Origin of the sequence: Streptomyces sp. HB132 (assembly GCF_016909575.1) — a bacterium.
In the GTDB taxonomy this organism is placed as follows: Bacteria; Actinomycetota; Actinomycetes; order Streptomycetales; family Streptomycetaceae; genus Streptomyces.
This window is the reverse complement of sequence record NZ_JAFBGA010000023.1, coordinates 51,485-76,411: the sequence shown is the minus strand read 5'-3', so window position 1 is coordinate 76,411 and position 24,927 is coordinate 51,485. Positions and strand designations below refer to the sequence as shown.

The window sequence follows — 24,927 nt, the reverse complement described above, 5'->3', positions numbered from 1 at the left end:
GGCCGAACTCGTGCCGGGTCAGCCCTTGCGGGACTTGACCTCGTCGGTCAGCTGCGGGACGACGTCGAAGAGGTCACCGACGACGCCGTAGTCCACGAGGTCGAAGATCGGCGCCTCGGAGTCCTTGTTGACCGCGACGATGGTCTTCGAGGTCTGCATGCCGGCCCGGTGCTGGATCGCACCGGAGATGCCCGAGGCGATGTACAGCTGCGGGGAGACCGACTTCCCGGTCTGGCCCACCTGGTTGGTGTGCGGGTACCAGCCGGCGTCGACCGCGGCGCGCGAGGCACCGACGGCCGCACCGAGCGAGTCGGCGAGGGCCTCGATGATCGCGAAGTTCTCCGCACCGTTCACGCCACGGCCGCCGGAGACGACGATCGCGGCCTCGGTCAGCTCCGGACGCCCGGTCGACTCGCGCGGGGTGCGCGAAAGGACCTTGGTACCGGTGGCCGTGGCGGAGAAGGAGACCGCGAGGGACTCGACCGCGCCCGCGGCGGGGGCGGCCTCGACGGCGGCCGAGTTCGGCTTCACCGTGATGACCGGAGTGCCCTTGGAGACAAGGGACTTGGTGGTGTACGAGGCGGCGAACGCCGACTGCGTGGCGACCGGCCCCTGGTCACCGACCTCCAGGTCGACGGCGTCGGTGATGATGCCGGAGCCGATACGGAGGGCGAGGCGGGCCGCGATCTCCTTGGCCTCGGCCGACGAGGGCAGCAGCACGGCGGCCGGGGACACCGCGTCGTAAGCGGCCTGGAGCGCGTCCACCTTCGGTACGACGAGGTAGTCGGCGAACTCAGGCGCGTCGGCGGTCAGCACCTTGACCGCGCCGTGCTCGGCGAGCGCGGCGGCGGTGTCGGCGGCCCCGTTGCCGAGGGCGACGGCGACCGGCTCGCCGATGCGGCGGGCGAGCGTCAGCAGCTCCAGGGTGGGCTTGCGGACGGCACCGTCCACGTGGTCGACATAGACGAGAACTTCAGCCATGGGACTTCAATCTCCTGCGTGCGAGGGAGTGCGGGGCGGTGGAGGTACGGCCGGGGCTCAGATGAACTTCTGGCCCGCAAGGAACTCGGCCAGCTGCTTGCCGCCCTCGCCCTCGTCCTTGACGATCGTGCCCGCCGTGCGGGCGGGACGCTCGGCCGCGGAGTCGACCGCGGTCCAGGAGCCGCCCAGGCCGACCTCGTCCGCCTCGATCTCCAGGTCCTCGAGGTCCAGGGATTCGACCGGCTTCTTCTTGGCCGCCATGATGCCCTTGAACGACGGGTAGCGGGCCTCGCCCGACTGGTCGGTCACGGAGACCACGGCCGGCAGGGACGCCTCGAGCTGCTCGCTCGCGGTGTCGCCGTCGCGACGGCCCTTGACCGAGCCGCCGTCGACCGAGACCTCGGAGAGCAGCGTGACCTGCGGCACGCCGAGGCGCTCCGCGAGCAGTGCCGGGAGCACACCCATGGTGCCGTCCGTCGACGCCATGCCGCAGATGACCAGGTCGTAACCGGTCTTCTCGACAGCCTTGGCCAGGACCAGGGACGTACCGATGACGTCCGTGCCGTGCAGGTCGTCGTCCTCGACGTGGACGGCCTTGTCGGCGCCCATCGACAGCGCCTTGCGCAGCGCGTCCTTGGCGTCCTCCGGACCCACCGTGAGCACGGTGATCTCCGCGTCGTCCGCCTCGTCGGCGATCTGCAGTGCCTGCTCGACCGCGTACTCGTCGAGCTCCGACAGCAGACCGTCGACGTCGTCACGGTCCAGGGTCAGGTCATCGGCGAAGTGCCGGTCGCCGGTGGCGTCGGGCACGTACTTCACACAGACAACGATCCTCAAGCTCACGCCGGCTCTCCTACTGCATCGTCATTTCTGGGCTGCCTTGTTGCACGCAGCATAGGCGCCTTATCGGGCGGTTTCCGGTCGGGGCGACCCGGCTCCCGGTGAAATATTACTCGCCAGTACACCCATTACGTTACCCATAAGCAAGCGCTTGGAACTGTGACGTAGCCAACGAGATCGCCTCCCGCACGGCTCCGCCCTCCCTCAGTCTCGCAGAGCCGTGAAACGCCCCTGGTGGTAGACCAGCGGCCGGCCCCCTCCCGAGGGGTCCCCCGCCACGACCTCGGCGATCACGATGCGGTGGTCCCCGGCAGGAACCCGGGCCACCACCCGGCAGACCAGCCAGGCCACGACTCCCCCGAGGAGCGGCACTCCCCCGGGCCCCGCGCGCCAGTCGGTGGAGGGGCCGAACCGGTCCGCGCCACTGCGGGCGAACGTGGCGGCCAGGTCCCGCTGATGTTCGCCGAGTATGTGCACGCCCACGTGCTCAGCCTCCGCGACCACCGGCCAGCTCGAGGACGAGGTGCCCACCCCGAAGGAGATGAGTGGCGGCTCGGCGGCGACGGAGTTGAGCGAGGTCGCGGTGAAGCCGACCGGGCCCGCGCCCGCGGCCGTGATCACGGCGACTCCGGCGGCGTGCTGCCGGAAGACCGAGCGGAGAAGCGTGGGGGCGGCCGCCGGGGACGTGCCGACGTGGGGGGAGGTCGTCATGGAAAGGTCCTTCCGCAAAGGGGCGTACGGGTCCGAGGGCTCTTCAGACACCCGGACGGCGCGCGCTCACGTCGCGCACGAAGTCGGCACGGACCCGGCCGAGGAGAAGGAGTTCTGGCGACATAACGTCAGGGTGACGATGCGTGGTGTGCACAGTCAAGTGCGTCCCGTCATGTGGGAGGAGCGTCACGGCCCGTCACATCGCCCGTCCCAGAGCGGCGACGACGTCCGCCGTACGCGGCGGACCCGCCGCCCTGCGCACGATGCGGCCCTGCGCGTCGAGCACCAGCACCGTGGGGGTCCGATTGATGCCGAGGGCGCGCACGAGGGCGAGATTCGCCTCGGCGTCGATCTCGACGTGGGCGACACCCTCGACCACGCCGGAGACCTCGGCGAGCGTGCGCCGGGTGGCGCGGCACGGCTGGCAGAAAGCGCTGGAGAACTGCACCAGGGTGGCCCGATCCCCCAGCTCCGCACCGAGTTGGGCTGCGTCCAGTGTCTCGGCGGTCGTCCGCCCGTCCATCGAGGCCTCCCTCTCAGATCTCTGCGCAAAGGGTCAGCACCCCGCGACGTCATTACATTCCCGCGGTATTCACGTGACGAGAATCTCTCGCCCTGGGGCCTTTGGGGCTGGCCACGGCGTCGCACATGGGGCACGATCGCCCCAATGCCGAAAACCTACGGCTGCGTAACTTCCGCCGGGAGAACCCTCCCCAGGCATTGAAGAAGGGTCTTCATCCAGATGGCAGAGCTCGTCTATCGGCCGGTCATCGGCGCCGCTCGCACGCTGTTCAAGGCGCTCGACCTGAAGATCGACACCCAGGGTTCGGAGCACATCCCGAAGACCGGTGGCGCGGTTCTGGTCAGCAACCACATCAGCTATCTGGACTTCATCTTCACCGGACTCGGCGCCCTGCCGCAGAAGCGGCTCGTCCGCTTCATGGCGAAGGAGTCGGTGTTCCGGCACAAGGTGTCCGGACCCCTGATGCGCGGCATGAAGCACATCCCGGTCGATCGCAACCAGGGCGAGGACGCCTACGCGCACGCGCTCGCGTCGCTGCGCGCCGGCGAGATCGTCGGCGTGTTCCCCGAGGCGACCATCTCGCAGTCCTTCACCCTGAAGAGCTTCAAGTCGGGTGCCGCGCGGCTCGCCCAGGAGGCCGGCGTACCGCTGATCCCGATGGCGCTGTGGGGTACCCAGCGGCTGTGGACCAAGGGGCGCCCGCGTAATTTCCGGCGCAGCCACACCCCGATCACCATTCGCGTGGGCGAGGCCGTGGAAGCCCCGGCCGACCAGTACGCGGGTGCCATCACCCGCCGGCTCCGCGAGCGCGTGCAGGAGCTCCTGGAGGCGGCGCAGCGCGCCTATCCCGTGCGCCCCAAGGACGCCGCCGACACCTGGTGGGTTCCCGCGCACCTCGGCGGTACCGCTCCGACGCCCGCGGAGGCGCGCGAGCTCGGCTGAGCCGTCCGCCCGCTCGTGGGCGGACGGGACGTCACGAGGGTGCGTGGAGCGTGGTCCGCACCCCGGGGCTGAGCTTCTCGAGCGACTCGACGAGTTCGTCGGCCGCGGCCCGGAGTTCCGAGGACGTCGCGGGAGCCAGCCCCTCCAGGAGGAAGACGGCGTTCACCGTTTCCTCGGTGAGACGGGTGCGCGCGCCCTGGCGCCAGTTCCACCGCCGGCAGGTGACGGCCTCGTCGTCGCACCAGACGACCTCCCCCGCCTCGGGGTGGTCCACGACGTCCTCTCCGCCCGCCACGGTGGGGAACCGCTCCAGGCCGGTGGCGCGCACCAGGCGCATCGCGCCCCTGATCCGGTCGGTGTCCTCGCCCCCGACCGGGATCAGACGAGCGACGCTGAGCGCGTTGTAGGCGTCGACCAGTCGGTTGATGCGTGGCAGCCCCGCGTCGGTGAGCGCGCGCCTGGCGAGGGCTTCGGCGGAGTTGCGGGTGCGGGAGGGCTTGGCCCCGAAGGCCGCGTACGTCTCGCGCCAGGCGGCGACGTGCGGATCCTCGTGCGGGGCCCGTCCGCCGAGTCGCTCGGCCAGCCGGCGGGCCGCGTCGTCCAGCAGGGCCGAACTGGTCCGGTCGCTGGGCCCGTTGACCAGGCCGCGCGCCTCGACTGCGAGGTGGGTGAAGCCCGGGGCGAGGCTGCGCACTTCGTCGGAGATCGTGATGGTCAGGGTCATCGTCTGCCTTGCTTCGGGGCGGTCGGTTCGCGGGCCCGGCGGCGCTGCCGGGCCCGCGGGCACCCGGGTTCAGAGCGCGGTGGGGAGCTTCAGGGAGAGTTCATCGCGGCTCCCGGAGCTCCGGAGCGCATGCAGCACCGCCGGATGCGGTACGTCATAGACTACCGGATAGTCCATTTCATTGAACTGCGATCGCGTCACCCACGCCAGCCGTTCCTCCGATGCCGAGAACCGGGCGTCGACACCCCCCGTGTTGCCGCGCGGATCCTGCCGCACCCACCGCCCCCACCCCGGAAGCCGTACGGCGACCAGGCCGTGGACGATCAGCCGCGCGTCGTCACTTCCGGTGAGCCGCTGGTAGCAGAGCCCCGCATGGATGCCCGCGGCCCGCAGCAGGGCGGTCAGGGCATGCGACTTGGCGAAGCAGATGCCCGTGCGGGCGGCGAGGACGTCCGACGCGCGCCAAGTGACCCGCGGATCCCCCGAGTCCATCGAGTGAGGGATGGTGTCCCGCACGAACTCGTAGGCGGCCGACGCGTATGCATATGCATCGACCGTCTCGGCGCCGAGACGCTCGGATGCCTCCCTCACCAAGGGATGACGATGGTCGATCACCTCGTCGTCGGCGAGGTACGAGGAGATGTCGGGGGCACTCTGAATCAGCTCCATGGACCCGGAGCGTAGCGATGCGGCCGACCGGGTTCAATACATTTCCGGTCGGCCGCATAATTATGATGTCGCTACACGCGCGCCATCTCCTCCTTGAGCGCCAGCACGAAGGAGTCCACGTCGTCCTCGCGGGTGTCGAAGGCACACATCCAGCGGACGTCCCCGGCCTTCTCGTCCCAGAAGTAGAACCGGAACCGCTTCTGCAGCCGTTCGGTCACCTCGTGCGGCAGCCGCGCGAAGACGGCGTTGGCCTGGACCGGGTGGAGGATCTCCACACCGTCGACCGTCCGGACGCCCTCGGCGAGCCTCTGGGCCATGGCATTGGCGTGGCGTGCGTTGCGGAGCCAGAGGTCCCGCGCGAGCAGCGCCTCGAGCTGGACCGAGACGAAGCGCATCTTCGAGGCGAGCTGCATCGACAGCTTGCGCAGATGCTTCATGGCCCGGACGGCGTCCGGGTCGAGCACGACCACGGCCTCACCGAAGAGCGCGCCGTTCTTGGTGCCCCCGAAGGAGAGGACGTCGACGCCGACCGTGTTGGTGAAGGTACGCATCGGCACGTCCAGCGACGCGGCGGCGTTGGCTATCCGGGCACCGTCGAGGTGCACCTTCATGCCCCGCTCATGGGCGTGGTCGCAGATGGCGCGGATCTCCTGGGGCGTGTAGACGGTACCCAGTTCCGTGTTCTGCGTGATCGACACGACCTGCGGCATCGCCCGGTGCTCGTCGTCCCAGCCGTACGCCTCGCGGTCGATCAGCTCCGGCGTGAGCTTCCCGTCCGGGGTGGGCACGGTGAGCAGCTTCAGCCCGCCGACCCGCTCCGGCGCCCCGCCCTCGTCGACGTTGATGTGGGCGGACTCGGCGCAGATCACCGCACCCCAGCGGTCGGTCAGCGCCTGGAGGGCGACGACGTTGGCTCCGGTGCCGTTGAAGACGGGGAAGGCTTCGGCTGTCGGGCCGAAGTGGCTGTGCATGACCCTCTGGAGGTGTCCCGTGTAGTCGTCCTCACCGTAGGCGACCTGATGGCCACCGTTGGCGAGGGCGAGGGCCGCCAGCACCTCCGGGTGCGCACCCGCGTAGTTGTCGCTGGCGAATCCGCGTACCTGCGGATCGTGATGACGTCGCGCATCGGTCCTTACGGTTGCGGAGTCAGCCACAGACGCTTTCCGTTCACTTCTCCGGCGGGCATGTCCCAGACTCCGGCGATGGCATCGGCCAGCTCCGTGACGTCCGTGAAACCCGCGAACTTCGCATTCGGGCGCTCGGCGCGCATCGCGTCGTGCACCAGTGCCTTGACGACCAGGATCGCAGCAGCCGAGGTCAGACCCGACTCGGCCCCCGCCTTGCGGAAGGCGTCGGCCATGGCGAGTGTCCATGCTTCGGCCGCCGCCTTGGACGCGGAGTAGGCAGCGTTGCCGGCCGTGGGGTTGCTGGCGCCGGCCGCGCTGATCAGCACGTACCGGCCCCGGTCGCTGCGCTGGAGGACCTCGTGGAAGGCGAGTGACGTCGACTGGACCGTGCGGATCAGGAGCTTCTCGAGATAGTCCCAGTCGGCCAGGCTGGTGTCCGCGAAGCCGGCGCCGCCGCGCCAGCCCCCGACGAGGTGGACCAGGCCGTCGACGCGGCCGAATTCCTTCTCCGTCTTGAGCGCCCATTCCCGCGCGGCTCCCGGGTCGAGCAGGTCGACCGTGTCGCCGGTGACGGTCGCTCCGCCGTGCGCGTAACGCGCGGCGTCGACCGCCTCCACGAGCCGCTCGGGGTTGGCGTCGGAGGCCACCACCGTCGCGCCCGCCTCGGCGAGCCTGAGCAAGGTGGCTCGGCCCGCCGGCCCCGCCGCTCCGGCCACCGCGACCACCGCGCCCTCGAGCACGCCGCTGTCGGTTCCGCCTGTTGCGTTCATCGCCACCGCCTCCTCAGAACCCGCGCTCACGCGGCTGCCCGCCCGGCGTCCGCCGCGGTGATCCCCTTGGTGGAGGCGATCACATGCTTCAGCTTTTTCGAGAGCGCCTCATAGAACATGCTCAGGGGAAACTCGTCCGGAAGCACGTCGTCGACGAGCTTGCGGGGCGGCAGATTCAGGTCCAGGGCGTCCGGGCCCTTGGCCCAGCGGGATCCCGGGTGGGGTGCGAGATAGGTCGCGACCAGGTCGTACGCCGCGAACCAGTGGACGAGCTTGGGGCGGTCGATGCCGTCGCGGTAGAGCTTCTCGATCTCACCGCAGAGCTGGTTGGTGACCTGCGGGGCGCGGGCCCAGTCGATCTTCAGGGTGTTGTCGGTCCAGCGGACGACGTCGTGCTTGTGGAGGTAGGCGAAGAGGAGCTGGCCGCCGAGGCCGTCGTAGTTGCGCACGCGCTCACCGGTGACCGGGAAGCGGAACATCCGGTCGAAGAGCACGGCGTACTGCACGTCACGGCCCTGGCCGAAGCCGTCGGCCTCCAGCTTCACTGCCTCCTTGAAGGCGGTGAGGTCGCAGCGCAGCTCCTCGAGTCCGTACATCCAGAACGGCTGGCGCTGCTTGATCATGAAGGGGTCGAACGGAAGGTCACCGTGGCTGTGGGTGCGGTCGTGGACCATGTCCCAGAGCACGAACGCCTGCTCACAGCGGTCCTGGTCGCCGATCATCGCGCGGATGTCGTCGGGCAGCTCGACGCCCAGCAGGTCGACGGACGCCTCGGTCACACGACGGAAACGGGCGGCCTCGCGGTCGCAGAAGATGCCGCCCCAGCTGAATCGTTCCGGCGCCTCGCGCACAGCGATGGTCTCGGGGAAGAGCACGGCCGAGTTGGTGTCGTAGCCAGAGGTGAAGTCCTCGAAGGTGATGCCGCAGAACAGCGGGTTGTCGTAACGCGTCGCCTCGAGGTCGGCGAGCCACTCGGGCCAGACCATCCGCAGCACGACGGCTTCCAGATTGCGGTCCGGATTGCCGTTCTGGGTGTACATGGCGAACACGACCAGGTGCTGGAGACCGTCCGCGCGGTTCCTGGCGGGCTGGAAGGCGAGCAGCGAGTCGAGGAAGTCGGGGACGCCGAAGCCGTCCGCGGCCCATCGGCGCAGATCGGTGACGAGCGCGCGGTGGTAGGCGTCGTCGTGCGGGAGCAGCGGGGAGAGCTGCTCGACCGCGTCGATCACGCGTCGGACGACGGCTCCGGCCGCCTCGGCGGAGGGAGCGCCGTCGGCCTCGAAGTCGATGGACCCGTCCTTGGACTGCCAGGGGCGGAGCTCCTCCACGGCACTCTTGAGCGTGGGCCAGGCCGGGTGCTCCACGACCCGCTGGGCAGCAGCTATCGCACCGGTGGTGGTCGCATGCTCAAGAATTTCCGTCATAGCACTTCCTTCACGGGAGAACCTCGCGTCAAGCAACCGTATCCATGAGCGGTTCCTTCAGACAAGTGGAGGGCAGAAAATTATCCTGCCACACCTCATAGTCACCGTTATTTTTCCTGCCACACATCGACGTGACAACTTCTTCGGCAGGTGTGCAGGGCAGAGACCACCCAGCACGCGCGAACTGATTGCCTGGGGGTAGGAGCCGCACGCAGGGCTCATACGACGGACGGAAGCAGGAGTGCCTTGACTTTTCTCACCATCGGTCATCGCGGGGTCATGGGTGTCGAGCCGGAGAACACTCTGCGCTCGTTCGCACACGCGGAGGAGGCCGGCATGGACGCCGTCGAACTGGACCTCCACCTGAGCAAGGACGGCGCGCTCGCCGTGATGCACGACGCCGCCGTGGACCGCACGACGGACGGGCGGGGGCTGATCGCCGAGAAGACCATGGCGGAGCTCCGCGAACTCGACGCCGGGCAGGGCGAACGGGTACCCGTCTTCGAGGAGGTCCTCGACGCGATCGGATCGCCCCTCCAGGCCGAGATCAAGGACGTGGCGGCCGCGAGGGCGCTGGCCGAGGTGATGCTGCGACGCGATCTGGCCGGCCGCGTCGAGGTGTCCTCGTTCCACGACGAGGCGGTCGCCGAGATCGGGCAGCTCGTCCCGGGCGTGCGTACGGTGCTCATCGCCAGCCGCTGGGAGGCCGACGTGGTGGACCGGGCGAAGGCGGTGGGCGCTGCGACGCTCGCCCTGAACATCCGCCGCCTCACCCTCGAGGTGGTCGAGCAGGCGCACGCGGAAGGCCTGAAGGTGATCGGCTGGGTGGTGAACACGCCGGACCACCTGCGTCTCGCCCGTGCGCTGGGCCTGGACGGCGCGACGACCGACCGTCCCGAGATCCGGCACGCGGGCCGCTCCACCGCCTGAGGCACCCGGCGGACCCACGCGGGGACCACCGCTTCCCGCGGTCTACAGGTTCTTGACCAGCAACTCGAACGCGAGGTCGTCGCGCTGCGGGATGCCGAAGCGCTCGTCGCCGTACGGGAAGGGCGTCAGCTCTCCCGTACGGCGGTAGCCCCTCCGCTCGTACCAGGCGATCAGCTCCTCGCGCACGGAGATCACCGTCATGTGCATCTCGCTCGCACCCCAGCCCTCGCGGGCCGTGCGCTCCGCCTCCGCGATGATCACCTTGCCGAGCCCCGCTCCCTGCAGCCCCGGGCTGACCGCGAACATGCCGAAGTACGCGGCCTTCCCGCGGTGTTCGAGCTGGCAGCAGGCGACCGGCTCGCCGTCCCGCTCGGCTACGAGCACCCGGCCCGAGGGCGCCGCGAGCACCTCACGCACCCCGTCGGCGTCGGTGCGCTGCCCCTGGAGGATGTCCGCCTCCGTGGTCCAGCCGGCCCGGCTCGCGTCGCCCCGGTAGGCGGACTCGACGAGTCGTACCAGGACCGGCACATCGTCCTCGGTGGCGTCGCGGAAGGTCAGTTCTGCCCGTGCTGCCGTGGCCGGTGCGATGTCCATGTGGCTCTTCTCCGGTGGTGTCCCGACTGTGCTCCCCCGAGACTAACCCGGCCCCGGACGCCCCCTCGGCCCCCGAGCGCGCGCCCCTGTACCCCAATGCGCCCCGGTAGGAGCGGCCGAGACGGGGCATCGATGGGACGACACCGGCGTGCCGCGCCGTAGGGGGAGGTCCACTGTGCACGGACCGGCGATGTCCGGCTGGCTGCTCATGGCGTTGTGCGGAGCAACAGGGGCGTACTGCCTGCTGCGTACCCGGGACGGTACGGAACGGGAGCGCGGACCGGCCCGCGCCGAGGCGCTCATGGGGTTCGGGATGGCGGTGATGGCGGTGCCCCCGGCCCTGGTCACGCTCCCCGAGTGGATGTGGGTGGTGTACGCGGTGGTGTTCGGCGCCGCCTCGCTGCACGCGCTCGTGCGCGCCAGGGGCGGCGGCCACCACCTGCATCACCTGGTCGGCTCGCTGGCCATGGTGTACATGGCCGTGGCCATGGCACCGGGGGCCGCCCACGCGGGCAGCGGCCACCTGGCGCACGCGTCGACGGCCGGGGGCGTCCCCGTGCTGACGGGAGCCCTGCTCGTCTACTACGCCCTCTACGTTCTGCGCTCGGCGGGACGGCTGATACCTGCTCCCACACCGGTCGGCGCCTCCGCGGACGGCGTCGGACCCGGCGTGACGGACCCGGCCTGGGGTGCGCGCCCGGAGCTGGCCCTGGCGTGCAGACTGACGATGGGGATGGCCATGTTCGCCATGCTGCTCACATTGTGAGACAGCAGACCCCGCGCCCCGTGTCGTACGTCACTTGGCGCTCGCGGCCATACCCGTGGATACCGCGGCACTCATAGGCTGACGCCCATGTTGGTCTCCCTCGCGCTGCTGCTGCTCGGTGCACTGGCTGCCGTCCTGGCCCCAGGCCTGATGGCCAGGGCCCGGTGGCCGGAGCGTGAGCCGGTCGTGGCCCTGTGGGTCTGGCAGTGCGTGGTCGCGGGCGTCCTGTTGTCGTTCGGGCTCTCCATGACGTTCAGCGCGGCCGCCGCCTGGCAGGCCGTCCGCGGCCATGTCTTCGCACCCGCCCCGCACGCCGTGGTCGAGGCGTACGCCCTGGGCGCGTACGGGCCGTGGTCGGCCGTCATCGCGGTCCTGCTTGCGCTCGCCGGGGTGTGGAGCGCCGCCATGCTCGTGCGGGAGATCCACCGGGCCGGCGTCCGCCGCAGGATGCGGCGCAACGAACTACTGGTCCGCTCCCCGCTGATGCCGGGCGAGGAACCCGGCAGCGGGCGCCTCGTGGTGCTGGAGGGGGAACGGCCCGACGCGTGGTGGCTGCCGGGGTCCGCTCCCCAACTGGTCGTCACCACCGCGGCACTCGGGCGGTTGAAGGGACGTCAGCTCAATGCCGTACTGGCCCACGAGCAGGGTCATGCGCAGGCCCGCCACGACTGGCTCCTGCACTGCTCGGACGCGCTGGCGACCGGGTTCCCCCAGGTACCCGTGTTCGCCGCTTTCCGCGACGAGATGCACCGCCTCGTCGAACTGGCCGCGGACGACGTGGCCTCGCGGCGCTTCGGACGCCTCACGATCGCCCTCGCCCTCGTCGAACTCAACGAGGATCGCGGGGTGTTCGGCCCGGCACCGTCGTCCGGCGCCCATGTCCCGCTCAGGGTGAACCGTTTGCTCGCCCCGGTGGAACGGCTCACGGCGGGCCGCCGGCTGCGACTGACGGCCGCCGCCGCGCTGGTGCCCGCCGTACCGCTGCTGGTGGCTTTCGTCCCCGGACTCCGCGCCCTGGGATAGCCTCACGCGCGGATCATGAACGAGGATCGTCCCATGTGTCCCCCTCCTCTTCCTCCTCCTGCGCGTGCCACCCGGCTGCCCTTCCTGGCCTCGGGCCTCGTGTTCGCGTCGCTGTCCGCCGTTCTCCTGGTGCTGGTCTCGGTGCGCTGGTCACCCCTGATGTCGCTGGACACCACGGTGGCCGAGGCGCTGCACCGCAGGGCGGTGACCGAACCGACACTGGTCCACGCCAACCGGGTGCTGACGGACTGGGTGTGGGACCCATGGACGATGCGCGTGCTGACCGCCGTCGTGGTGATCGCCCTGTGGTGGCGCGGCTCACGGCTGCTCGCCGGGTGGGTCGCCGCGACCAGCCTGCTCGCCACGCTCGTACAGCAGGGCCTGAAGGCCGCTGTGGGCCGGGAACGTCCGCAGTGGCTCGACCCGGTGGACTCGGCGCACTACGCCGCCTTCCCCTCGGGTCATGTGATGACCGCGGCGGTGACCTGCGGGCTCCTCGTGTGGCTGCTGCGCCTGCACGACGCGCCGCCGGCGCTGTGGTGGGGTTCGGCGGTGATCGCCCTGGTCTCGGTGGCCGGAGTGGCCTTCACGCGGGTCTACCTGGGCGTTCACTGGCTGAGTGACGTGGTGGGCGGGGTCCTGCTGGGAGGAACGGTGGTCACGCTCTCCGTGGCCGGACACACCGCGTACACCCGGCGCCTCCGTCGGCAGGCCTGTGACGAGGGCTCCCCCTTGTAGGCCCTCACCGGGAACGAGGATGATCGTCTCCATGAAGACCAAGGGCGTACTTTTCGACTTCTCCGGGACCCTCTTCCGCATCGAATCCGTCGACGCCTGGCTGCGGGCCGTCCTCGACGCGCGGGGCACAGTCGTGGAGCAGACCGACTTCGAACGCTACGCGCGGGACCTGACGAAGGCCGGGGCGTTGCCCGGCGGCCCGCAGCCGGAGCGGATTCCGCCGTCACTGGCCACCGCGTGGGACGCGCGCGACGGCAGCGCGCCGCTGCACAGGGAGGCGTACACGGGTCTGGCCCGCGAGGCGGCCCTTCCCGACCCGGGCCTGTACGACGATCTGTACGACCGCCACATGAGTCCCGCCGCCTGGCAGCCGTACCCCGATGCCGAGGACGTGCTCCGTGGGCTGCGGCGTGACGGAACAGCGGTCGGTGTCGTGAGCAACATCGGCTGGGACCTGCGCCCCGTCTTCCGCGCGCACGGCCTGGACGAGCTGGTCGACGCCTACGTCCTGTCCTACGAGCACGGCGTCGCCAAGCCGGATCCGCGCCTGTTCCGTACGGCGTGCGCGCTGCTGGAGTGCGATCCCGCGGACGTGGTCATGGTCGGGGACGACCGCCACGCCGACGGCGGCGCGGCAGCCCTGGGCTGTGAGGTGCGTTTCGTCGACCACCTGCCGGTGGCGGAGCGGCCGGACGGGCTACGGGCGCTCGACCTGCTGAAACGTGCCGAGGAGCGGACCGACGGGGTCCGCTCGTGAAGAATTCCGGGAGGAGGTGTGAGGGATGTCCCTGCCTCTGAGGGGGTACGAGCGCCCCGCCGGGGTCTAGCTTGGTGGGCATGTCCCCGAACCCGTCCGTCGCCGTGCGCCCCGCATCCGTGGTCAACGAAGAGATCCGCACCCTGTGGCAGCGGGCGGGCGGACTCCTGTCCGCGGACGACGAGACGGAGTACCAGCGCCTGCTGGTGGAGTGGGCCACGGCCTCGGGTACGAGCGTGCGCCCGGCCGTCTGAGATACCCACGCGAGGTCCTGGCCCTGATTCCGGCGATCCCCCGCATCGCCGGAATCAGGGCTCAAGCATCTCCCCGCGCCGCCCACGGGTCAATGAGATAAATGTGCCCTGCCGGGCGGCGGCGGGAACGCGTCAGACCTGGCGGAGGCGCTCGGCCTGCAGGTCCGCACCGCCGAGAACGCTGTCCAGCAGGCCGGGGAAGAGGGCGTCCAGGTCATCCGTCCGCACGGAGCTCAGCTTGGCCGTGCCTCGGTAGAACTGGGCGATCACGCCGTTCTCACGGAGCACCTTGAAGTGGTGCGTGGTGGTGGACTTGGACACCGGGAGATCGAAGCGGGAGCATGCCTGCTCGTCGGCCCCGGCCGCCAGTTGGCGCACGATGCGGAGCCTGATCGGATCCGACAGCGCATGGAGAACGCCCTCGACGCGGATCTCGTCCCGCGAGGGGTGTGCGAGCACACGGGCGGCGTTCGTCGTCACGGTGGCTCCACTTCGCACAGGGGCCATCAGTCTACGAGAGGCGTCGTGGACCTATCCACGCGCGGCCACCACGAGCCGGACGCGAGGGCTGCCGTCAGGCCTCCGGCCGAACTCCCGCATCGGCAGCAACCGCACCGTGAATCCGGTCCCCACGAGGTCGTCCACCACGTCGGCCAACGGAAACGTGCGGTAGTACATGACGAAGGGCGGACGCCACAGCGCGTTGCGCGCCCGCATGGCCAGGTCGAAGCCGAGCAGCGACCAGTAGGCGCGGGAGCCCACCGCGGGCGGCGCACCCACCGGGAAGACGAACAGTCCGCCGGGCCGCAGCGCCTCGTACACCTGGTCGAACAGCTCGGGGCGTTCCTTGGGCAGGAAATGGCCGAACGCACCGAGGCTCAGGGCCAGGTCGAAGGCGCCCTCGAACGGCAGCGCCAGTGCGTCGGCCCGGACCCAGTCCACCGTCGGCCCACCGGGGTCACCGGTGTGCGCGGCCCGGGCGACGTCGAGCATGCCGACGCTGAAGTCGACGCCGGTGACCCGCTCCTGGCACAACCCGCGCAGCACGCCCACCCCCGCTCCGGTGCCGCAGCAGACGTCCAGGCCCCGTTCGAACGGCCCCAGGGGCCGCACCGTGTCGGTGAGGGCTTCGAGTACCCGGTCCGGGGTCCGGTAGGGCGTCAGGTCGAACTTCGGGGCGAGCAGGTCGTATCCGCGCATCGTCGAGGAGAACGCCTGTACGGCCAGTTCGCGCAGCGTGGGGCCCTGGGGAGTGAACATCGCCGCTCAGCGTACCCACAGTCGCGTCGGCACGGCGCGTGGCGGCGCTGTTCGGGCGGATCGCGGGGTCGCCCGAACAGCCGCGCGTGCGGCCCCGCCTCATCCGCCCTGGCGCAGCCTGCGCCGGAGCCGGATGTCGGCGTCGGCCGCGTACATCTGGCTCCAGCTGCGTCCGCTTCCGGATGTCCAGGTCACCTGGACGTTCTCCCCGTCGGTCCTGACGGACTCCACCGTCATGAGCCTGTCCACGTCCCGTACGTCGCCGCGCAGCAGCTCACGCGCCTTGACGGTGACGGGCTCCGCCGATCGCGCGTTCTCCGCTTCGGTGGCCACCGCGACGAGCGCGGCGGCCAGTTCCCTGGCCGCCGCGGGAGTGCAGGTCCAGGAGGCGTGCGCGGAGGTGTCCCCGATCCGGATCGCGACCTGGTCGGGCCCGTCCGCACCCCCGGGGGCCACTTCCAGCGCCGCACCGCGTCCCTCGGTGTCCCGGATCTCGATGCTCATCACTGCCGCCTCCTCGTCCCGCTCCGGTCAGCTCGGCCGGAGACTGTCCGGCGGGAGGGCCGCTGGGCCCGATGCCGCCGGTGTCCACCATGAGGTTCTGGAGTACCACGGTCGGACCGGCCATCCGGAATTCCACGGCGTGCGTGCCTGCCGGGCCGGTCCACGCGCGGTGCCGGTGCGGTCGGTGCCGTTCCCTTGCCGGCTCGACCGGCCGGTGTGCGTACGGACACGGACGGGGAGCGATCGGGCAGGGGCGGCCTTCGAAAGTTTCGAAGCCGGCCCCGCGCACGTGGACGGGAGCGCGGGGCCGAGGTGCCCGGGGGCCGCGGCCCCCGGGCGGCGTCACTTCGATGTGAGGGGCGCGCCGAGCGACGGAGCGCACACCATGTGCCGCCGGTGGTCGACGGTGCGCTCAGGTCCGGTGAGACGCAGCCGCACGGTGTGTTTCACGTCCGCCACGTCGCTGGACGTGGCGAAGCGCAGCTCGAGATCGCCGGGCTCGACGATCCGCCGCCCGCCCGCCCCGGTGAAGGAGACCAGGTCGGGGTGGAAGCGGAAGCCGACCCTGCGGGACTCCCCGGCGGCGAGCGGCACCCGGGCGTATCCGATCAGCCGGGCCTCGGGGCGCGTGGTCTGGGCGACCGGATCGTGGACGTAGAGCTGGACCACTTCGGCCCCGTCGCGGTCCCCGGTGTTGCGGACCGTGATGGCGAGGTCGGTCTCGCCGTCGGTGGGGAGTTCGGCGGCCACGTCGTCGCCCGCCTCCCAGACGAACGAGGTGTACGAGAGCCCGTGTCCGAAGGGGTAGAGCGGGGTCGGGTCCAGGTTGCTGACCCCGTTGGCCCGGCCGAGCGGCGGCTGCAGATAGGTCCACGGCTGACCGCCCGGGCCGTTGGGCACGCCCAGCGGCAGGCGCCCGGAGGGGTTGACCCGCCCCGAGAGCACACCCGCGAGCGCCGGTCCGCCCTCCTCACCCGGGAAGAACGCCTGCACGCAGCCGGCCAACCGGTCCGCCCGCCCGCCGAGCGCGTACGTACGTCCCGTCAGCAGCACGAGTACCACCGGGGTGCCGGTCGCGAGCAGCGCGTCCAGGAGCTCACCCTGGAGACCGGGCAGCGCGAGGTCTGCCGCGTCGCAGCCCTCGCCGGAGGTGCCGCGGCCGAACAGCCCGGCCCGGTCACCGAGGACGGCCACACAGACGTCCGCCCCGGCCGCCAGGGCGGCGGCGCCCGCGATGCCATCGGCGTCCGTCCCGTCCACGTCGCAGCCCTGCGCGTGGTCGACGGCCGCAGTGGGGAACTCCTCACGGAGCGCCTCCAGCACCGTCGGCACCTCGATGCCCATGGGCGTCTTCGGGTGCATCACCCCGACGTGACTCGGGAAGGAGTAGCAGCCGAGCATGGCCAGCGGGTCGTCGGCGCGGGGCCCCACGACCGCGATGCGTCCGGTGCCGCTCAGCGGAAGGGCCGCCTCGGGATTGGCCAGCAGCACGCAGGACCGCTCGGCGAGCAGCCGGGCCAGCGCACGGTTCTGCGGCAGGTCCAGATTCACCGTGCCGCGCGCCTGTTCCGGATCCACCCCCAGCAGGGCGGTGGGCATTCCCTGCCGGTCCGGATCGAGCAGGCCGAGCTCGCACTTCTGCAGCAGGACCCTGTGCAGGGCACGGTCCACCAGTTCCTCGGCCACGAGGCCGTCGCGTACTGCGGCGACCAGCTCGTCCCCGTAGCAGCGCACGGTGGGCAGCTCCACGTCGACGCCGGCCGTCAGAGCCAGTCGGGCGGCGTCGCCGCGGCCCGCGGCCACCCTGTGGAGGTTCTCCAGGAAGCCGATGCCGAAGTAGTCGGCGACGACCGTGCCGGTGAACCCCCAGGTGTCCCTGAGGAGTCCGGTCAGCAGCGTCGGGTCGGCGGCGGCAGGGACTCCGTCGATCTCGGCGTACGAGTGCATCACCGAGCGGGGGCCGCCCTCACGGACCGCCATCTCGAACGGCGGCAGGATGACGTCGGCCATCTCCCGGGCACCGGCCCGTACCGGCGAGAGGTTGCGGGCACCGGCCGAGGCGGAGTAGCCCGCGAAGTGTTTGAGCGTGGCGACGATCCCGGAGGACTCCAGGCCCCGGACGTACGCCGTACCGATGGTCGCGACCAGGTAGGGATCCTCGCCGATGGTCTCCTCGACACGGCCCCAGCGCAGGTCCCGGACCACGTCCAGTACCGGGGCGAGGCCCTGGTGGACACCGACGGACCGCATGTCACTGCCGATCCGGTACGCCATCTCGGTGACCAGCTCCGGGTCCCAGGCCGCGCCCCAGGCGAGCGGCACCGGATATGCGGTGGCACCCCAGGCGGTGAAGCCGGCCAGGCACTCCTCGTGGGCCAGCGCCGGGATACCGAACCGGCCCGCTCCGGCGATCCTGGCCTGGGCCCTGGCCAACGACACGGCGCCGATGCCCGGATCCACCGGGGCGGTGCCGAACGGCCGGGTGAGCTGGCCGAGTCCGCGGGTGGTGATGTCCTCGAAGTCGACCGGGTCGACCATGTCGTTCTGGTGCGGCGCGACTCCGTCGCCCTCCGCGTCGGCACCCACCCAGATTCCGTACAGCTGGGCGGCCTTCTCCTCGAGTGTCATCCGGGCGGCCAGGTCGGCCACCCTCACCTCGGGGCTGAGCGAAGCATCGCGCCACGGGCCGTCGACGGCGGGGGGTGTGTCGGCCCGGCGGGCCTGCGGGGCGGGGTGGATTGCCATGGCGGCAGGGGTTCCTCTCATGAGTGCGGTGGTCCGGGGCGGCGTCCGTGTGCTACTTGCCGCCCACCCCCATCAGTCCGTCGATCAGCGCCCGCCGGGCCACGAGGTACACGGCGAAGATGGGGATGACGGAGAGGACGATCGCTGCCAGTACCGCGGGGATGTTCACTCCGAACTGGCTCATGAAGTTGAACAGTCCCAGCGTCAGCACGCGCTGCTCCTCCGACTGCGTGAGGATCAGCGGGAACAGGAAGCCGTTCCACGCCTGCAGGGCGGAGAAGATCGCCACCGTACTGATCCCCGCCTTGGACATCGGCACCGCGAGCTGCCACAGCATGCGCACGGACGAGGCGCCGTCGAGGGCCATCGCCTCGTACATCTCCTCGGAGACGTCGCGCATGGTGCCGCTGAGCACGAGGACCGCGACGGGCATCGCGAAGGCGGCCGTGGGCAGGATGATCGCCCACAGCGTGTCGTACAGCCCCATCTCGCCGATCATGAGATAGAGCGGCACGATCACCGCCTGCGCCGGGATCGCCACGCCCAGCAGGAAGGTCCGGAAGGCGAGCGAGGAGAGGCGGCTGCGGGTGCGCACCGCCACGTACGCGACCGGGACGGAGAGCACCAGCACGATGGCGACCGTGGCCACGGCGACGATCGCCGTGTTGCCGATCAGCGTCAGGAACCCGCTGTTCAGCACGGTGCCGTAGTTCTCGAGTGTCGGATCGGTGGGGATCGCCAGCGGGTCGCCGTTCAGGGCCTCGTCCTGGCGCATCAGCGACGCGGAGACCAGCGTGTAGAGCGGCACCAGAACGATGACCAGCCAGATGAGCGAACCGATGCCGGCCACCGGGTTGCCCAGGGACCTGCGTGGTCGGCCCGTACGGCGGGCGCGCGGCGCGATGGGAGCGGCGCGGCGCGGCGGCGCTGTGGGGCGGGTGTCGGTCGACATCGCGTCACATACCTTCCCGGGTGGACCTCATGGACCCGAAGCCACTGAGGCGGACCATGATCAGCGAGATGCTGGTGGCCACCACGACGAGTGCGGTGGCGACGGCAGCCGCGTAGCCGAGGTCGTACGTCTGGAAACCCGTCCGGTACATCAGGTAGGGCAGGATCGTCGTGTCCGTACCGGGACCGCCCTTGGTCATGATGAGCACGGTGTCGAAGTAGGTCAGCGAGCCTACGATCATCAGCACCGACGAGGTCGTCATCGTGTGCCGCAGTTGCGGCAGCGTGATGTGGAAGAACTGCCGCACCATGCCCGCACCGTCGATGGACGCGGCCTGGTAGAGGACCTCCGGGATCTGCCGGGCGCCGCCCTGGTAGATGAGCGTGTGGAAGGGCATGAACTGCCACCCGCCGACGAACGCCACGACGAGCAGGGCGCCGGTGGACGACCCCATGACGTTGGGATCGATGCCGAGCCAGGGTCCGATCGTCCGGATCACACCGAAGTTGGGATCCAGCAGGGCGTGGAACAGCATCGCGATGGCGGTGGTGGAGAGCAGCAGCGGGATGAAGAAGATCGCGGAGAGGAACGCGCGGCTGCGTCGGCGGCCGGCCGCCCAGACGCCCAGCAGCAGGGCCACCGGGGTCTGGAAGACCCAGCTGATCGTGGTGAGGAGCAGGCTCAGCCAGGCGGCCCGGCCGAACTCGGAGTCCTTGAACAGCCGGGTCCAGTTGTCCAGGCCGGTAAGGGTCGGGGAGTTGAGCCCGTCCCATTCGCAGAAGGAGAGATAGACGGCGATCGTCAGGGGGACGATCGCGAAGACGGCGAAGAAGAGGATGCCGGGGAGGGCCCAGGCGACCGGCGGGCGGCCGGTGTCGCCGACGGCCGCCCTCCCGTTCCCGCGCCTCTTCACGACCGGAGTGTGGTGGGACATCGTTACTTGGCGGCCTTCATCGCTGCGACGAACTGCTCGGGGGTGGTCTTCGCGGCGAACAGCTTGCTGATCTCCGTGAGCAGTGGTGTGGCGTACTGGGCTTCGAGTGCCTGGTCCCACGAGAGGGTGAAGCTCGGGGCCTCCTGCACCATCTCGTACTGGTAGGCGGCGAACTCGGGATTGGGTGAACCGCTCAGCATCGAGGCCGCGTTGGACGTGGTGGGTACGTCACCGTTGTCGACGAGGGACTGGGCGTAGGACTTCGACGCCATCGCCTTCAGGAACGCGAGGGCGGTGTCCTTGTGCTTGGTCCTGGCGTTGACCGACCAGTAGTTGGTGGGGTTGCCCACGACGTTCGTGGGGTCCCCCACCCCGCCGGCGACCGTCGGGAACGCGGTCCAGCCCAGGTCCCTCTCGGCGAACTCGGGGGCCTTGCCCAGCTGGGTCGAGTACTCCCACGAGCCCATGAGGTGCATGGCGGCCTTGCCCTTGTTCAGCAGGGTCGGGGCTCCCCCGTTGCCGTAGTCGACGGAGTTGAAGTTCTTGCCGAACGCGCCGTCGTCGATCAGCTCCTTGACGGTCTGCGCCGTCTTGAGCACCGCCGGGTCGCCCCAGCCCTCCGTGTCGCCGTCCTGGATCCTCTTGAAGACCTCCGGGCCGCCGATCCGGTCCAGCAGGTACTCCATCCACATCAGTTCGGGCCACTTGTCGGAGCCGCCGAGCGCGAAGGGGGTGATACCGGCGGCCTTGAAGGTCCTGATGGCCGTCTGGAGATCCTCCCAGGTCTTGGGGGGCTCGATCTCGTGCTCGGCGAAGAGCGCCTTGTTGTAGAAGAGCATCACGGGCTGCATGCCGCGCATGGGCACCCCGTAGACCCGCCCTTCGAGACCGCCGGCCGTCATGATCGAGGGAAGGAAGCCGTCCTTCAGCGTGGCGTCGCCCTCGATCGTCGACGTGAGGTCGACCAGGTTCCCGGAGTCGACGTACGGCTTGATGGAACCGCCGCCCCAGTTGAAGAAGACGTCCGGGGCACTGGGCGAGCCCATGGCGCTGCGCAGCTTGTTCACGTAGTCGGTACCGGGGACCGACACCAGCTTCACCTTGACCTCGGAGGTCTTGTTGAACGTGTCGACCGCGGCCTGCTGGACCTTGACCGCGTCGTCGCCGTAGACGTAGGCGGTGATGGTTCCGCTGTCGCCGCCGCTGTCCCCGGAGCCGCAGCCGGCCAGCAGGCCGGCCATGACCATCGCGGCGCCGGCCGCGACCCATCTCGTCGTACGTGTGCCCTGAGTGAATATCCCCGACCGCATGACCGCACCCTCTGTCGAATGTTTCGGCTTGCATATCGAATGTTGCCGGAACCGTACGGTCGCGTTTCGGGCCCGTCAAGAGGGCCGGAGCAACGATGTACGAACCTTGCCCGGACCGCGATGCGGGCCCCCGGGCGAGCTACGATTCGTGCATGAGCCCTGCAAAGGTCCGGCCCCAACAGGAGAAGGCGTCCGTCGACGAGTCGCCGGAGAGCACCGCCACGCTGGCGGAGATCGCCCGAGCAGCCGGAGTTTCGGCGCCGACAGTTTCGAAAGTGCTGAACGGCCGAGCCGATGTCGCCCCGGGTACGCGCACGAAGGTGGAGGAGCTGTTGCTGCGGCACGGCTACCGCCGCAGGCGTGGCGCCTCCCAGCAGTCCAGGCTCATCGACCTGGTCTTCCACGAGCTGGACAGCGCGTGGGCGATGGAGGTCGTCCGGGGCGTCGAGAACGTCGCGAGGGACGAGGGCCTGAGCCTGGTCCTCTCGGAGAGTGCCGGCCGGCTCACCCCCGGCCAGACCTGGGTGGACGGCGTCCTGGCCCGCCGCCCGGCCGGAGTGATCCTGGTGCTCTCGGACCTCGACGCGTCGCAGCGCGCCCAGTTGACCAGCCGCTCCATCCCCTTCGTCGTCGTCGATCCGGCGGGCGACCCCGGGGACGACATCCCGTCGGTCGGGGCGGGCAACTGGCAGGGCGGCCTTGCCGCCACCCGCCACCTGACGGGTCTGGGCCACCGGCGGATCGGTGTCATCGGCGGGCCTGCCCGGATGATGTGCAGCCGCGCCCGGCTGGACGGCTACCGCGCCGCGCTGGAGACCTCGGGTGTTCCGATGGACCCGGCGCTCGTGCGGGAGGGCGAGTTCAACCACGAGGACGGCTACAGGGCCGCCCTGGAACTGCTCCGGCTCCCGGAACCGCCCACGGCCGTCTTCGCGGGGAACGACCTGCAGGCGCTCGGCGTCTACGAGGCCGCGCGCGAGCTGGGTCTGCGGATCCCGGAGGACCTCAGTGTGGTCGGCTTCGACGACCTGCCGCTCACCCGCTGGATCGGACCGCCGCTCACCACGGTGCGCCAGCCGCTCGTGGAGATGGCGGAGACCGCGGCCCGCCTGGTCCTCGACCTGGGCCGGGGCAAGCAGCCGGCGACCACCCGGGTCGACCTGGCCACGAGCCTGGTCGTCCGCAGCAGCACGGCCCCGCCGTCGACGGGCGGCCCGTGACTCCGGAACTGCGAACGGCACGGCTGCTGCTGACCCCGTACACGCCGTGCGACGAGGAGGAGTTCGTCGCCCTGTTCCAGGACGCCCGGGTGTCCCGTTGGATGGGCGACGGCCCCTGCGCGGAGGCGGAGGACCGCGCCGTCTTCGGGCGGCTCTTCAGCAAGGTGTACGCCCGGGACCTCTTCGACGTGTGGGTGGTCCGCGAAGACGGCACGACGGTGGGCCACGCCGAGATCAAACCCACCCCGGAGTCCGGCGGGCACGAGATCATCTACGCCCTGGCCCCCGACGCCTGGGGGCGGGGGCTCGGCACCGAACTGGCCGGGTCACTCGTGGACTACGGATTCGGCGTACTGGGACTGCGCGACGTGTACGCCACGGTCGCCGCGGAGAACGTTGCCTCCCTGGCGCTGCTGCGCCGTATCGGCTTCCGGCACGTGCGGGACATATCCGAGGCGGACGGGAGCACGACGCGGCTGCTGGTCCGCGCCCGCGAGGAGTCCCGGGAGCAACAGCCCGGCAGCGGGACGCCGTAGACGTCCCGGGCACACCCGCCGCGGAGGCGTGCCCGGGCCCCGGTGTGCTTGCCGCGACCGCTCCGACCTGGGCCGACCCGCATGTCCCGGGCACTGTCAGTGGCGGGGTGCAGACTGGGCCCGTCCGGCACAACGGCGTCTCGGGAGGTCCACTCATGACCGATGTTCTGCTCACCGTAGGCACGCGCAAAGGACTCTTCATCGGTCGCAGACACGGCGGCTCATGGACGTTCGGCGATCCGCATTTCAACGCGCAGGCGATCTACTCCATCGCGATCGACACCCGCGGCGACGAGCCCAGGCTGCTGGTCGGCGGCGACAGCGCGCACTGGGGCCCGTCGGTCTTCCACTCCGACGACCTGGGAGCGACCTGGGTCGAACCGAAGCGGCCCGCGGTGAAGTTCCCGCAGTTCACGGAGGCGTCGCTGGAGCGCGTGTGGCAGCTGCATCCCGCCGGCCCCGAGGCCCCCGGCGTCGTGTACGCGGGGACCGAGCCCGCGGCGCTGTTCCGGTCCGACGACCGGGGCGAGTCCTTCGAGCTGGTCCGGCCGCTGTGGGAACACCCGACGCGGTCCAAGTGGGTCCCGGGCGGCGGTGGCGAGGGACTGCACACCATCCTGACGGACCGGCGGGACGCCGGAGCGGTGACCGTCGCCGTCTCCACCGCGGGGGTCTTCCGCACCAGGGACGGCGGCGAGCGCTGGACCCCTGCCAACAAGGGCGTCTCCGCCGTGTTCCTGCCGGACCCGGACCCCGAGTTCGGCCAGTGCGTGCACAAGGTGACCCGGGACGCGGCGGACCCCGACCGGCTCTATCTGCAGAACCACTGGGGCGTGTTCCGCAGCGACGACTCCGGGGAGCACTGGAAGGACATCGGCGCGGGTCTGCCCTCGGACTTCGGCTTCGCCGCCGCGGCGCACCCGCATCGCGGGGACACGTTCTACGTCTTCCCGATCAACGCCGACGCGGACCGTGTGCCGGCCGGGCACCGCTGCCGGGTGTTCCGCACGAGGGACGCCGGAGAGTCCTGGGAGCCGCTCACACAGGGTCTCCCGGACGGTGATCACTACGGCACAGTGCTTCGTGACGCGCTCTGCACGGACGACGCCGACCCGGCAGGGGTCTACTTCGGCAACCGCAACGGCGAGGTGTACGCGAGCGCGGACGACGGCGACAGCTGGCAGCAGCTCGTCTCACACCTGCCGGACGTGCTGTGCGTGCGGGCGGCGGTGCTGGGCTGACCGGAGGGGTCGTCGCGTCCCGGCCCCCGTCCGATCAGACCTCGGTCGGGACGCACAGCACCGGAACGGTCGACAGGTGCAGGAGTTTGTGCGGGGTGGAGCCGAGCAGCGCCCCACGAATCGGGCTCTCGCCCCAGGTCCCCACCACGATGACCCTCGCCCCGTGGCGCGAGGCGGCTTCGATCAGCGCCTGTGCCGGGCTCATGTCGATGACCTCGACCGTGGTCGGCACACCGGCCTCCTCGGCCGCGGCGAGCGCGTGTTCCAGCCCCGCGCGCCCCGCCTGGCGGATCGCGTCGTAGTGAGCGCGGTACTCCTCGCCGGTGGGTCCGGGCGGTGCCGCGCCGTAGACCAGGACGAGCGGCTCGCCGTACGCGGCGGCCACCTCGATCGCCGTCCGCAGGGCGCGTGCGGCGCCGGGTGACTCGTCGTACCCGAGGACCACGGACATC

General features: G+C 70.6%; 28 protein-coding genes. 10 read left to right on the top strand and 18 right to left on the bottom strand.

All coding sequences use genetic code 11. The features are described from left to right. Window positions 1–18: 18 nt before the first annotated feature. The 4 genes from JOC24_RS31300 to JOC24_RS31285 all read right to left on the bottom strand — a co-directional run bounded on the left by JOC24_RS31300 (window position 19) and on the right by JOC24_RS31285 (window position 3,055). The gene (locus JOC24_RS31300; protein ID WP_205023819.1) at window positions 19–981 is read right to left on the bottom strand and encodes an electron transfer flavoprotein subunit alpha/FixB family protein; all 963 of its coding nucleotides are present in this window, start codon (window positions 979–981) and stop codon (window positions 19–21) included. Window positions 982–1,038: 57 nt separating this feature from the next. After that, the gene (locus tag JOC24_RS31295; RefSeq protein WP_205023818.1) at window positions 1,039–1,824 is read right to left on the bottom strand and encodes an electron transfer flavoprotein subunit beta/FixA family protein; all 786 of its coding nucleotides are present in this window, start codon (window positions 1,822–1,824) and stop codon (window positions 1,039–1,041) included. Window positions 1,825–2,025: 201 nt separating this feature from the next. Then, window positions 2,026–2,532: a flavin reductase family protein gene (locus JOC24_RS31290; protein ID WP_205023817.1), complete on the bottom strand. Its 507-nt coding sequence runs from the start codon at window positions 2,530–2,532 to the stop codon at window positions 2,026–2,028. 196 nt (window positions 2,533–2,728) lie between these two features. After that, entirely contained in the window at window positions 2,729–3,055 is a 327-nt protein-coding gene (locus JOC24_RS31285; RefSeq protein WP_205023816.1) for a TlpA family protein disulfide reductase, read from the bottom strand. 219 nt (window positions 3,056–3,274) lie between these two features. Here JOC24_RS31285 and JOC24_RS31280 point away from each other — a divergent pair, with 219 nt between their 5' ends. Then, a complete protein-coding gene (locus tag JOC24_RS31280; protein ID WP_205023815.1) occupies window positions 3,275–3,997 on the top strand; it encodes a lysophospholipid acyltransferase family protein in 723 nt (240 codons plus the stop codon). A 31-nt stretch (window positions 3,998–4,028) separates the two neighbouring features. On the opposite strand, the gene JOC24_RS31275 is transcribed toward JOC24_RS31280, so the two are convergent. From JOC24_RS31275 to JOC24_RS31255, 5 genes are all read right to left on the bottom strand, one after another. Then, complete coding sequence (locus tag JOC24_RS31275) at window positions 4,029–4,721, bottom strand: B3/B4 domain-containing protein (RefSeq protein WP_205023814.1); 693 nt, start codon at window positions 4,719–4,721, stop codon at window positions 4,029–4,031. A 69-nt stretch (window positions 4,722–4,790) separates the two neighbouring features. Further along, window positions 4,791–5,390 (bottom strand): transglutaminase-like domain-containing protein, encoded by a 600-nt coding sequence (locus tag JOC24_RS31270; RefSeq protein WP_205023813.1) that lies wholly within the window; start codon window positions 5,388–5,390, stop codon window positions 4,791–4,793. Window positions 5,391–5,461: 71 nt separating this feature from the next. Then, window positions 5,462–6,544: a threonine aldolase family protein gene (locus JOC24_RS31265; protein WP_205023812.1), complete on the bottom strand. Its 1,083-nt coding sequence runs from the start codon at window positions 6,542–6,544 to the stop codon at window positions 5,462–5,464. Further along, a complete protein-coding gene (locus JOC24_RS31260) occupies window positions 6,523–7,287 on the bottom strand; it encodes an SDR family NAD(P)-dependent oxidoreductase (protein WP_205023811.1) in 765 nt (254 codons plus the stop codon). The genes JOC24_RS31265 and JOC24_RS31260 overlap by 22 nt, the downstream gene beginning before the upstream one ends. A 26-nt stretch (window positions 7,288–7,313) precedes the next feature. After that, window positions 7,314–8,711 (bottom strand): DUF6421 family protein, encoded by a 1,398-nt coding sequence (locus JOC24_RS31255; protein WP_205023810.1) that lies wholly within the window; start codon window positions 8,709–8,711, stop codon window positions 7,314–7,316. Window positions 8,712–8,990: 279 nt separating this feature from the next. Here JOC24_RS31255 and JOC24_RS31250 point away from each other — a divergent pair, with 279 nt between their 5' ends. Next, window positions 8,991–9,641 carry a glycerophosphodiester phosphodiesterase gene (locus JOC24_RS31250; protein ID WP_205023833.1) on the top strand — a complete coding sequence of 217 codons (651 nt, stop codon included), beginning with the start codon at window positions 8,991–8,993 and terminating at the stop codon, window positions 9,639–9,641. 42 nt (window positions 9,642–9,683) lie between these two features. On the opposite strand, the gene JOC24_RS31245 is transcribed toward JOC24_RS31250, so the two are convergent. Then, window positions 9,684–10,235 carry a GNAT family N-acetyltransferase gene (locus tag JOC24_RS31245; RefSeq protein WP_205023809.1) on the bottom strand — a complete coding sequence of 184 codons (552 nt, stop codon included), beginning with the start codon at window positions 10,233–10,235 and terminating at the stop codon, window positions 9,684–9,686. Window positions 10,236–10,410: 175 nt separating this feature from the next. Here JOC24_RS31245 and JOC24_RS31240 point away from each other — a divergent pair, with 175 nt between their 5' ends. The 5 genes from JOC24_RS31240 (at window position 10,411) to JOC24_RS31220 (ending at window position 13,773) form a co-directional block, all read left to right on the top strand. Next, entirely contained in the window at window positions 10,411–11,001 is a 591-nt protein-coding gene (locus JOC24_RS31240) for a DUF5134 domain-containing protein (protein WP_205023808.1), read from the top strand. A gap of 87 nt (window positions 11,002–11,088) precedes the next feature. Then, window positions 11,089–12,024: a M56 family metallopeptidase gene (locus tag JOC24_RS31235; RefSeq protein ID WP_205023807.1), complete on the top strand. Its 936-nt coding sequence runs from the start codon at window positions 11,089–11,091 to the stop codon at window positions 12,022–12,024. A gap of 33 nt (window positions 12,025–12,057) precedes the next feature. Further along, window positions 12,058–12,762 carry a phosphatase PAP2 family protein gene (locus JOC24_RS31230; protein WP_205023806.1) on the top strand — a complete coding sequence of 235 codons (705 nt, stop codon included), beginning with the start codon at window positions 12,058–12,060 and terminating at the stop codon, window positions 12,760–12,762. A 31-nt stretch (window positions 12,763–12,793) separates the two neighbouring features. Further along, complete coding sequence (locus JOC24_RS31225) at window positions 12,794–13,519, top strand: HAD family hydrolase (protein ID WP_205023805.1); 726 nt, start codon at window positions 12,794–12,796, stop codon at window positions 13,517–13,519. Between the two features lie 80 nt (window positions 13,520–13,599). Then, window positions 13,600–13,773, top strand: a complete 174-nt coding sequence (locus JOC24_RS31220) for a hypothetical protein (protein WP_239581255.1) — start codon at window positions 13,600–13,602, stop codon at window positions 13,771–13,773. 132 nt (window positions 13,774–13,905) lie between these two features. On the opposite strand, the gene JOC24_RS31215 is transcribed toward JOC24_RS31220, so the two are convergent. From JOC24_RS31215 to JOC24_RS31185, 7 genes are all read right to left on the bottom strand, one after another. Beyond that, the gene (locus tag JOC24_RS31215) at window positions 13,906–14,280 is read right to left on the bottom strand and encodes an ArsR/SmtB family transcription factor (protein ID WP_205023803.1); all 375 of its coding nucleotides are present in this window, start codon (window positions 14,278–14,280) and stop codon (window positions 13,906–13,908) included. A 24-nt stretch (window positions 14,281–14,304) separates the two neighbouring features. Beyond that, window positions 14,305–15,033 (bottom strand): class I SAM-dependent methyltransferase, encoded by a 729-nt coding sequence (locus JOC24_RS31210; protein ID WP_205023802.1) that lies wholly within the window; start codon window positions 15,031–15,033, stop codon window positions 14,305–14,307. A gap of 99 nt (window positions 15,034–15,132) precedes the next feature. Further along, entirely contained in the window at window positions 15,133–15,537 is a 405-nt protein-coding gene (locus JOC24_RS31205; RefSeq protein ID WP_205023801.1) for a hypothetical protein, read from the bottom strand. A gap of 342 nt (window positions 15,538–15,879) precedes the next feature. After that, window positions 15,880–18,282, bottom strand: coding sequence for a beta-xylosidase/alpha-l-arabinosidase (locus JOC24_RS31200; RefSeq protein WP_205023800.1), 2,403 nt, complete (start codon window positions 18,280–18,282; stop codon window positions 15,880–15,882). 52 nt (window positions 18,283–18,334) lie between these two features. Continuing rightward, the gene (locus JOC24_RS31195; protein WP_205023799.1) at window positions 18,335–19,234 is read right to left on the bottom strand and encodes a carbohydrate ABC transporter permease; all 900 of its coding nucleotides are present in this window, start codon (window positions 19,232–19,234) and stop codon (window positions 18,335–18,337) included. A 4-nt stretch (window positions 19,235–19,238) separates the two neighbouring features. Then, window positions 19,239–20,168 (bottom strand): carbohydrate ABC transporter permease, encoded by a 930-nt coding sequence (locus tag JOC24_RS31190; RefSeq protein ID WP_205023798.1) that lies wholly within the window; start codon window positions 20,166–20,168, stop codon window positions 19,239–19,241. 2 nt (window positions 20,169–20,170) lie between these two features. Continuing rightward, window positions 20,171–21,415, bottom strand: a complete 1,245-nt coding sequence (locus JOC24_RS31185) for an extracellular solute-binding protein (protein ID WP_205023832.1) — start codon at window positions 21,413–21,415, stop codon at window positions 20,171–20,173. A 215-nt stretch (window positions 21,416–21,630) separates the two neighbouring features. On the opposite strand from JOC24_RS31185, the gene JOC24_RS31180 reads away from it, so the two are divergent. The 3 genes from JOC24_RS31180 to JOC24_RS31170 all read left to right on the top strand — a co-directional run bounded on the left by JOC24_RS31180 (window position 21,631) and on the right by JOC24_RS31170 (window position 24,475). Then, complete coding sequence (locus JOC24_RS31180) at window positions 21,631–22,698, top strand: LacI family DNA-binding transcriptional regulator (RefSeq protein ID WP_205023797.1); 1,068 nt, start codon at window positions 21,631–21,633, stop codon at window positions 22,696–22,698. Then, window positions 22,695–23,234 carry a GNAT family N-acetyltransferase gene (locus JOC24_RS31175; RefSeq protein WP_205023796.1) on the top strand — a complete coding sequence of 180 codons (540 nt, stop codon included), beginning with the start codon at window positions 22,695–22,697 and terminating at the stop codon, window positions 23,232–23,234. Before JOC24_RS31180 ends, JOC24_RS31175 begins: the two co-directional genes overlap by 4 nt. 155 nt (window positions 23,235–23,389) lie before the next feature. Continuing rightward, window positions 23,390–24,475: a WD40/YVTN/BNR-like repeat-containing protein gene (locus JOC24_RS31170; RefSeq protein ID WP_205023795.1), complete on the top strand. Its 1,086-nt coding sequence runs from the start codon at window positions 23,390–23,392 to the stop codon at window positions 24,473–24,475. Window positions 24,476–24,509: 34 nt separating this feature from the next. On the opposite strand, the gene JOC24_RS31165 is transcribed toward JOC24_RS31170, so the two are convergent. Further along, a complete protein-coding gene (locus JOC24_RS31165; RefSeq protein WP_205023794.1) occupies window positions 24,510–24,926 on the bottom strand; it encodes a universal stress protein in 417 nt (138 codons plus the stop codon). Window position 24,927 lies beyond the last annotated feature (1 nt).

Bases quoted from the DNA above. Each gene is read 5' to 3' on its own strand.
- JOC24_RS31300 (WP_205023819.1), bottom strand. From the start codon at position 981: ATGGCTGAAGTTCTCGTCTATGTCGACCACGTGGACGGTGCCGTCCGC.
- JOC24_RS31290 (WP_205023817.1), bottom strand. From the start codon at position 2,532: ATGACGACCTCCCCCCACGTCGGCACGTCCCCGGCGGCCGCCCCCACG.
- JOC24_RS31285 (WP_205023816.1), bottom strand. From the start codon at position 3,055: ATGGACGGGCGGACGACCGCCGAGACACTGGACGCAGCCCAACTCGGT.
- JOC24_RS31280 (WP_205023815.1), top strand. From the start codon at position 3,275: ATGGCAGAGCTCGTCTATCGGCCGGTCATCGGCGCCGCTCGCACGCTG.
- JOC24_RS31275 (WP_205023814.1), bottom strand. From the start codon at position 4,721: ATGACCCTGACCATCACGATCTCCGACGAAGTGCGCAGCCTCGCCCCG.
- JOC24_RS31270 (WP_205023813.1), bottom strand. From the start codon at position 5,390: ATGGAGCTGATTCAGAGTGCCCCCGACATCTCCTCGTACCTCGCCGAC.
- JOC24_RS31260 (WP_205023811.1), bottom strand. From the start codon at position 7,287: ATGAACGCAACAGGCGGAACCGACAGCGGCGTGCTCGAGGGCGCGGTG.
- JOC24_RS31255 (WP_205023810.1), bottom strand. From the start codon at position 8,711: ATGACGGAAATTCTTGAGCATGCGACCACCACCGGTGCGATAGCTGCT.
- JOC24_RS31250 (WP_205023833.1), top strand. From the start codon at position 8,991: ATGGGTGTCGAGCCGGAGAACACTCTGCGCTCGTTCGCACACGCGGAG.
- JOC24_RS31245 (WP_205023809.1), bottom strand. From the start codon at position 10,235: ATGGACATCGCACCGGCCACGGCAGCACGGGCAGAACTGACCTTCCGC.
- JOC24_RS31235 (WP_205023807.1), top strand. From the start codon at position 11,089: ATGTTGGTCTCCCTCGCGCTGCTGCTGCTCGGTGCACTGGCTGCCGTC.
- JOC24_RS31230 (WP_205023806.1), top strand. From the start codon at position 12,058: ATGTGTCCCCCTCCTCTTCCTCCTCCTGCGCGTGCCACCCGGCTGCCC.
- JOC24_RS31225 (WP_205023805.1), top strand. From the start codon at position 12,794: ATGAAGACCAAGGGCGTACTTTTCGACTTCTCCGGGACCCTCTTCCGC.
- JOC24_RS31220 (WP_239581255.1), top strand. From the start codon at position 13,600: ATGTCCCCGAACCCGTCCGTCGCCGTGCGCCCCGCATCCGTGGTCAAC.
- JOC24_RS31215 (WP_205023803.1), bottom strand. From the start codon at position 14,280: ATGGCCCCTGTGCGAAGTGGAGCCACCGTGACGACGAACGCCGCCCGT.
- JOC24_RS31210 (WP_205023802.1), bottom strand. From the start codon at position 15,033: ATGTTCACTCCCCAGGGCCCCACGCTGCGCGAACTGGCCGTACAGGCG.
- JOC24_RS31205 (WP_205023801.1), bottom strand. From the start codon at position 15,537: ATGAGCATCGAGATCCGGGACACCGAGGGACGCGGTGCGGCGCTGGAA.
- JOC24_RS31200 (WP_205023800.1), bottom strand. From the start codon at position 18,282: ATGGCAATCCACCCCGCCCCGCAGGCCCGCCGGGCCGACACACCCCCC.
- JOC24_RS31195 (WP_205023799.1), bottom strand. From the start codon at position 19,234: ATGTCGACCGACACCCGCCCCACAGCGCCGCCGCGCCGCGCCGCTCCC.
- JOC24_RS31190 (WP_205023798.1), bottom strand. From the start codon at position 20,168: ATGTCCCACCACACTCCGGTCGTGAAGAGGCGCGGGAACGGGAGGGCG.
- JOC24_RS31185 (WP_205023832.1), bottom strand. From the start codon at position 21,415: ATGGTCATGGCCGGCCTGCTGGCCGGCTGCGGCTCCGGGGACAGCGGC.
- JOC24_RS31180 (WP_205023797.1), top strand. From the start codon at position 21,631: ATGAGCCCTGCAAAGGTCCGGCCCCAACAGGAGAAGGCGTCCGTCGAC.
- JOC24_RS31170 (WP_205023795.1), top strand. From the start codon at position 23,390: ATGACCGATGTTCTGCTCACCGTAGGCACGCGCAAAGGACTCTTCATC.
- JOC24_RS31165 (WP_205023794.1), bottom strand. From the start codon at position 24,926: ATGTCCGTGGTCCTCGGGTACGACGAGTCACCCGGCGCCGCACGCGCC.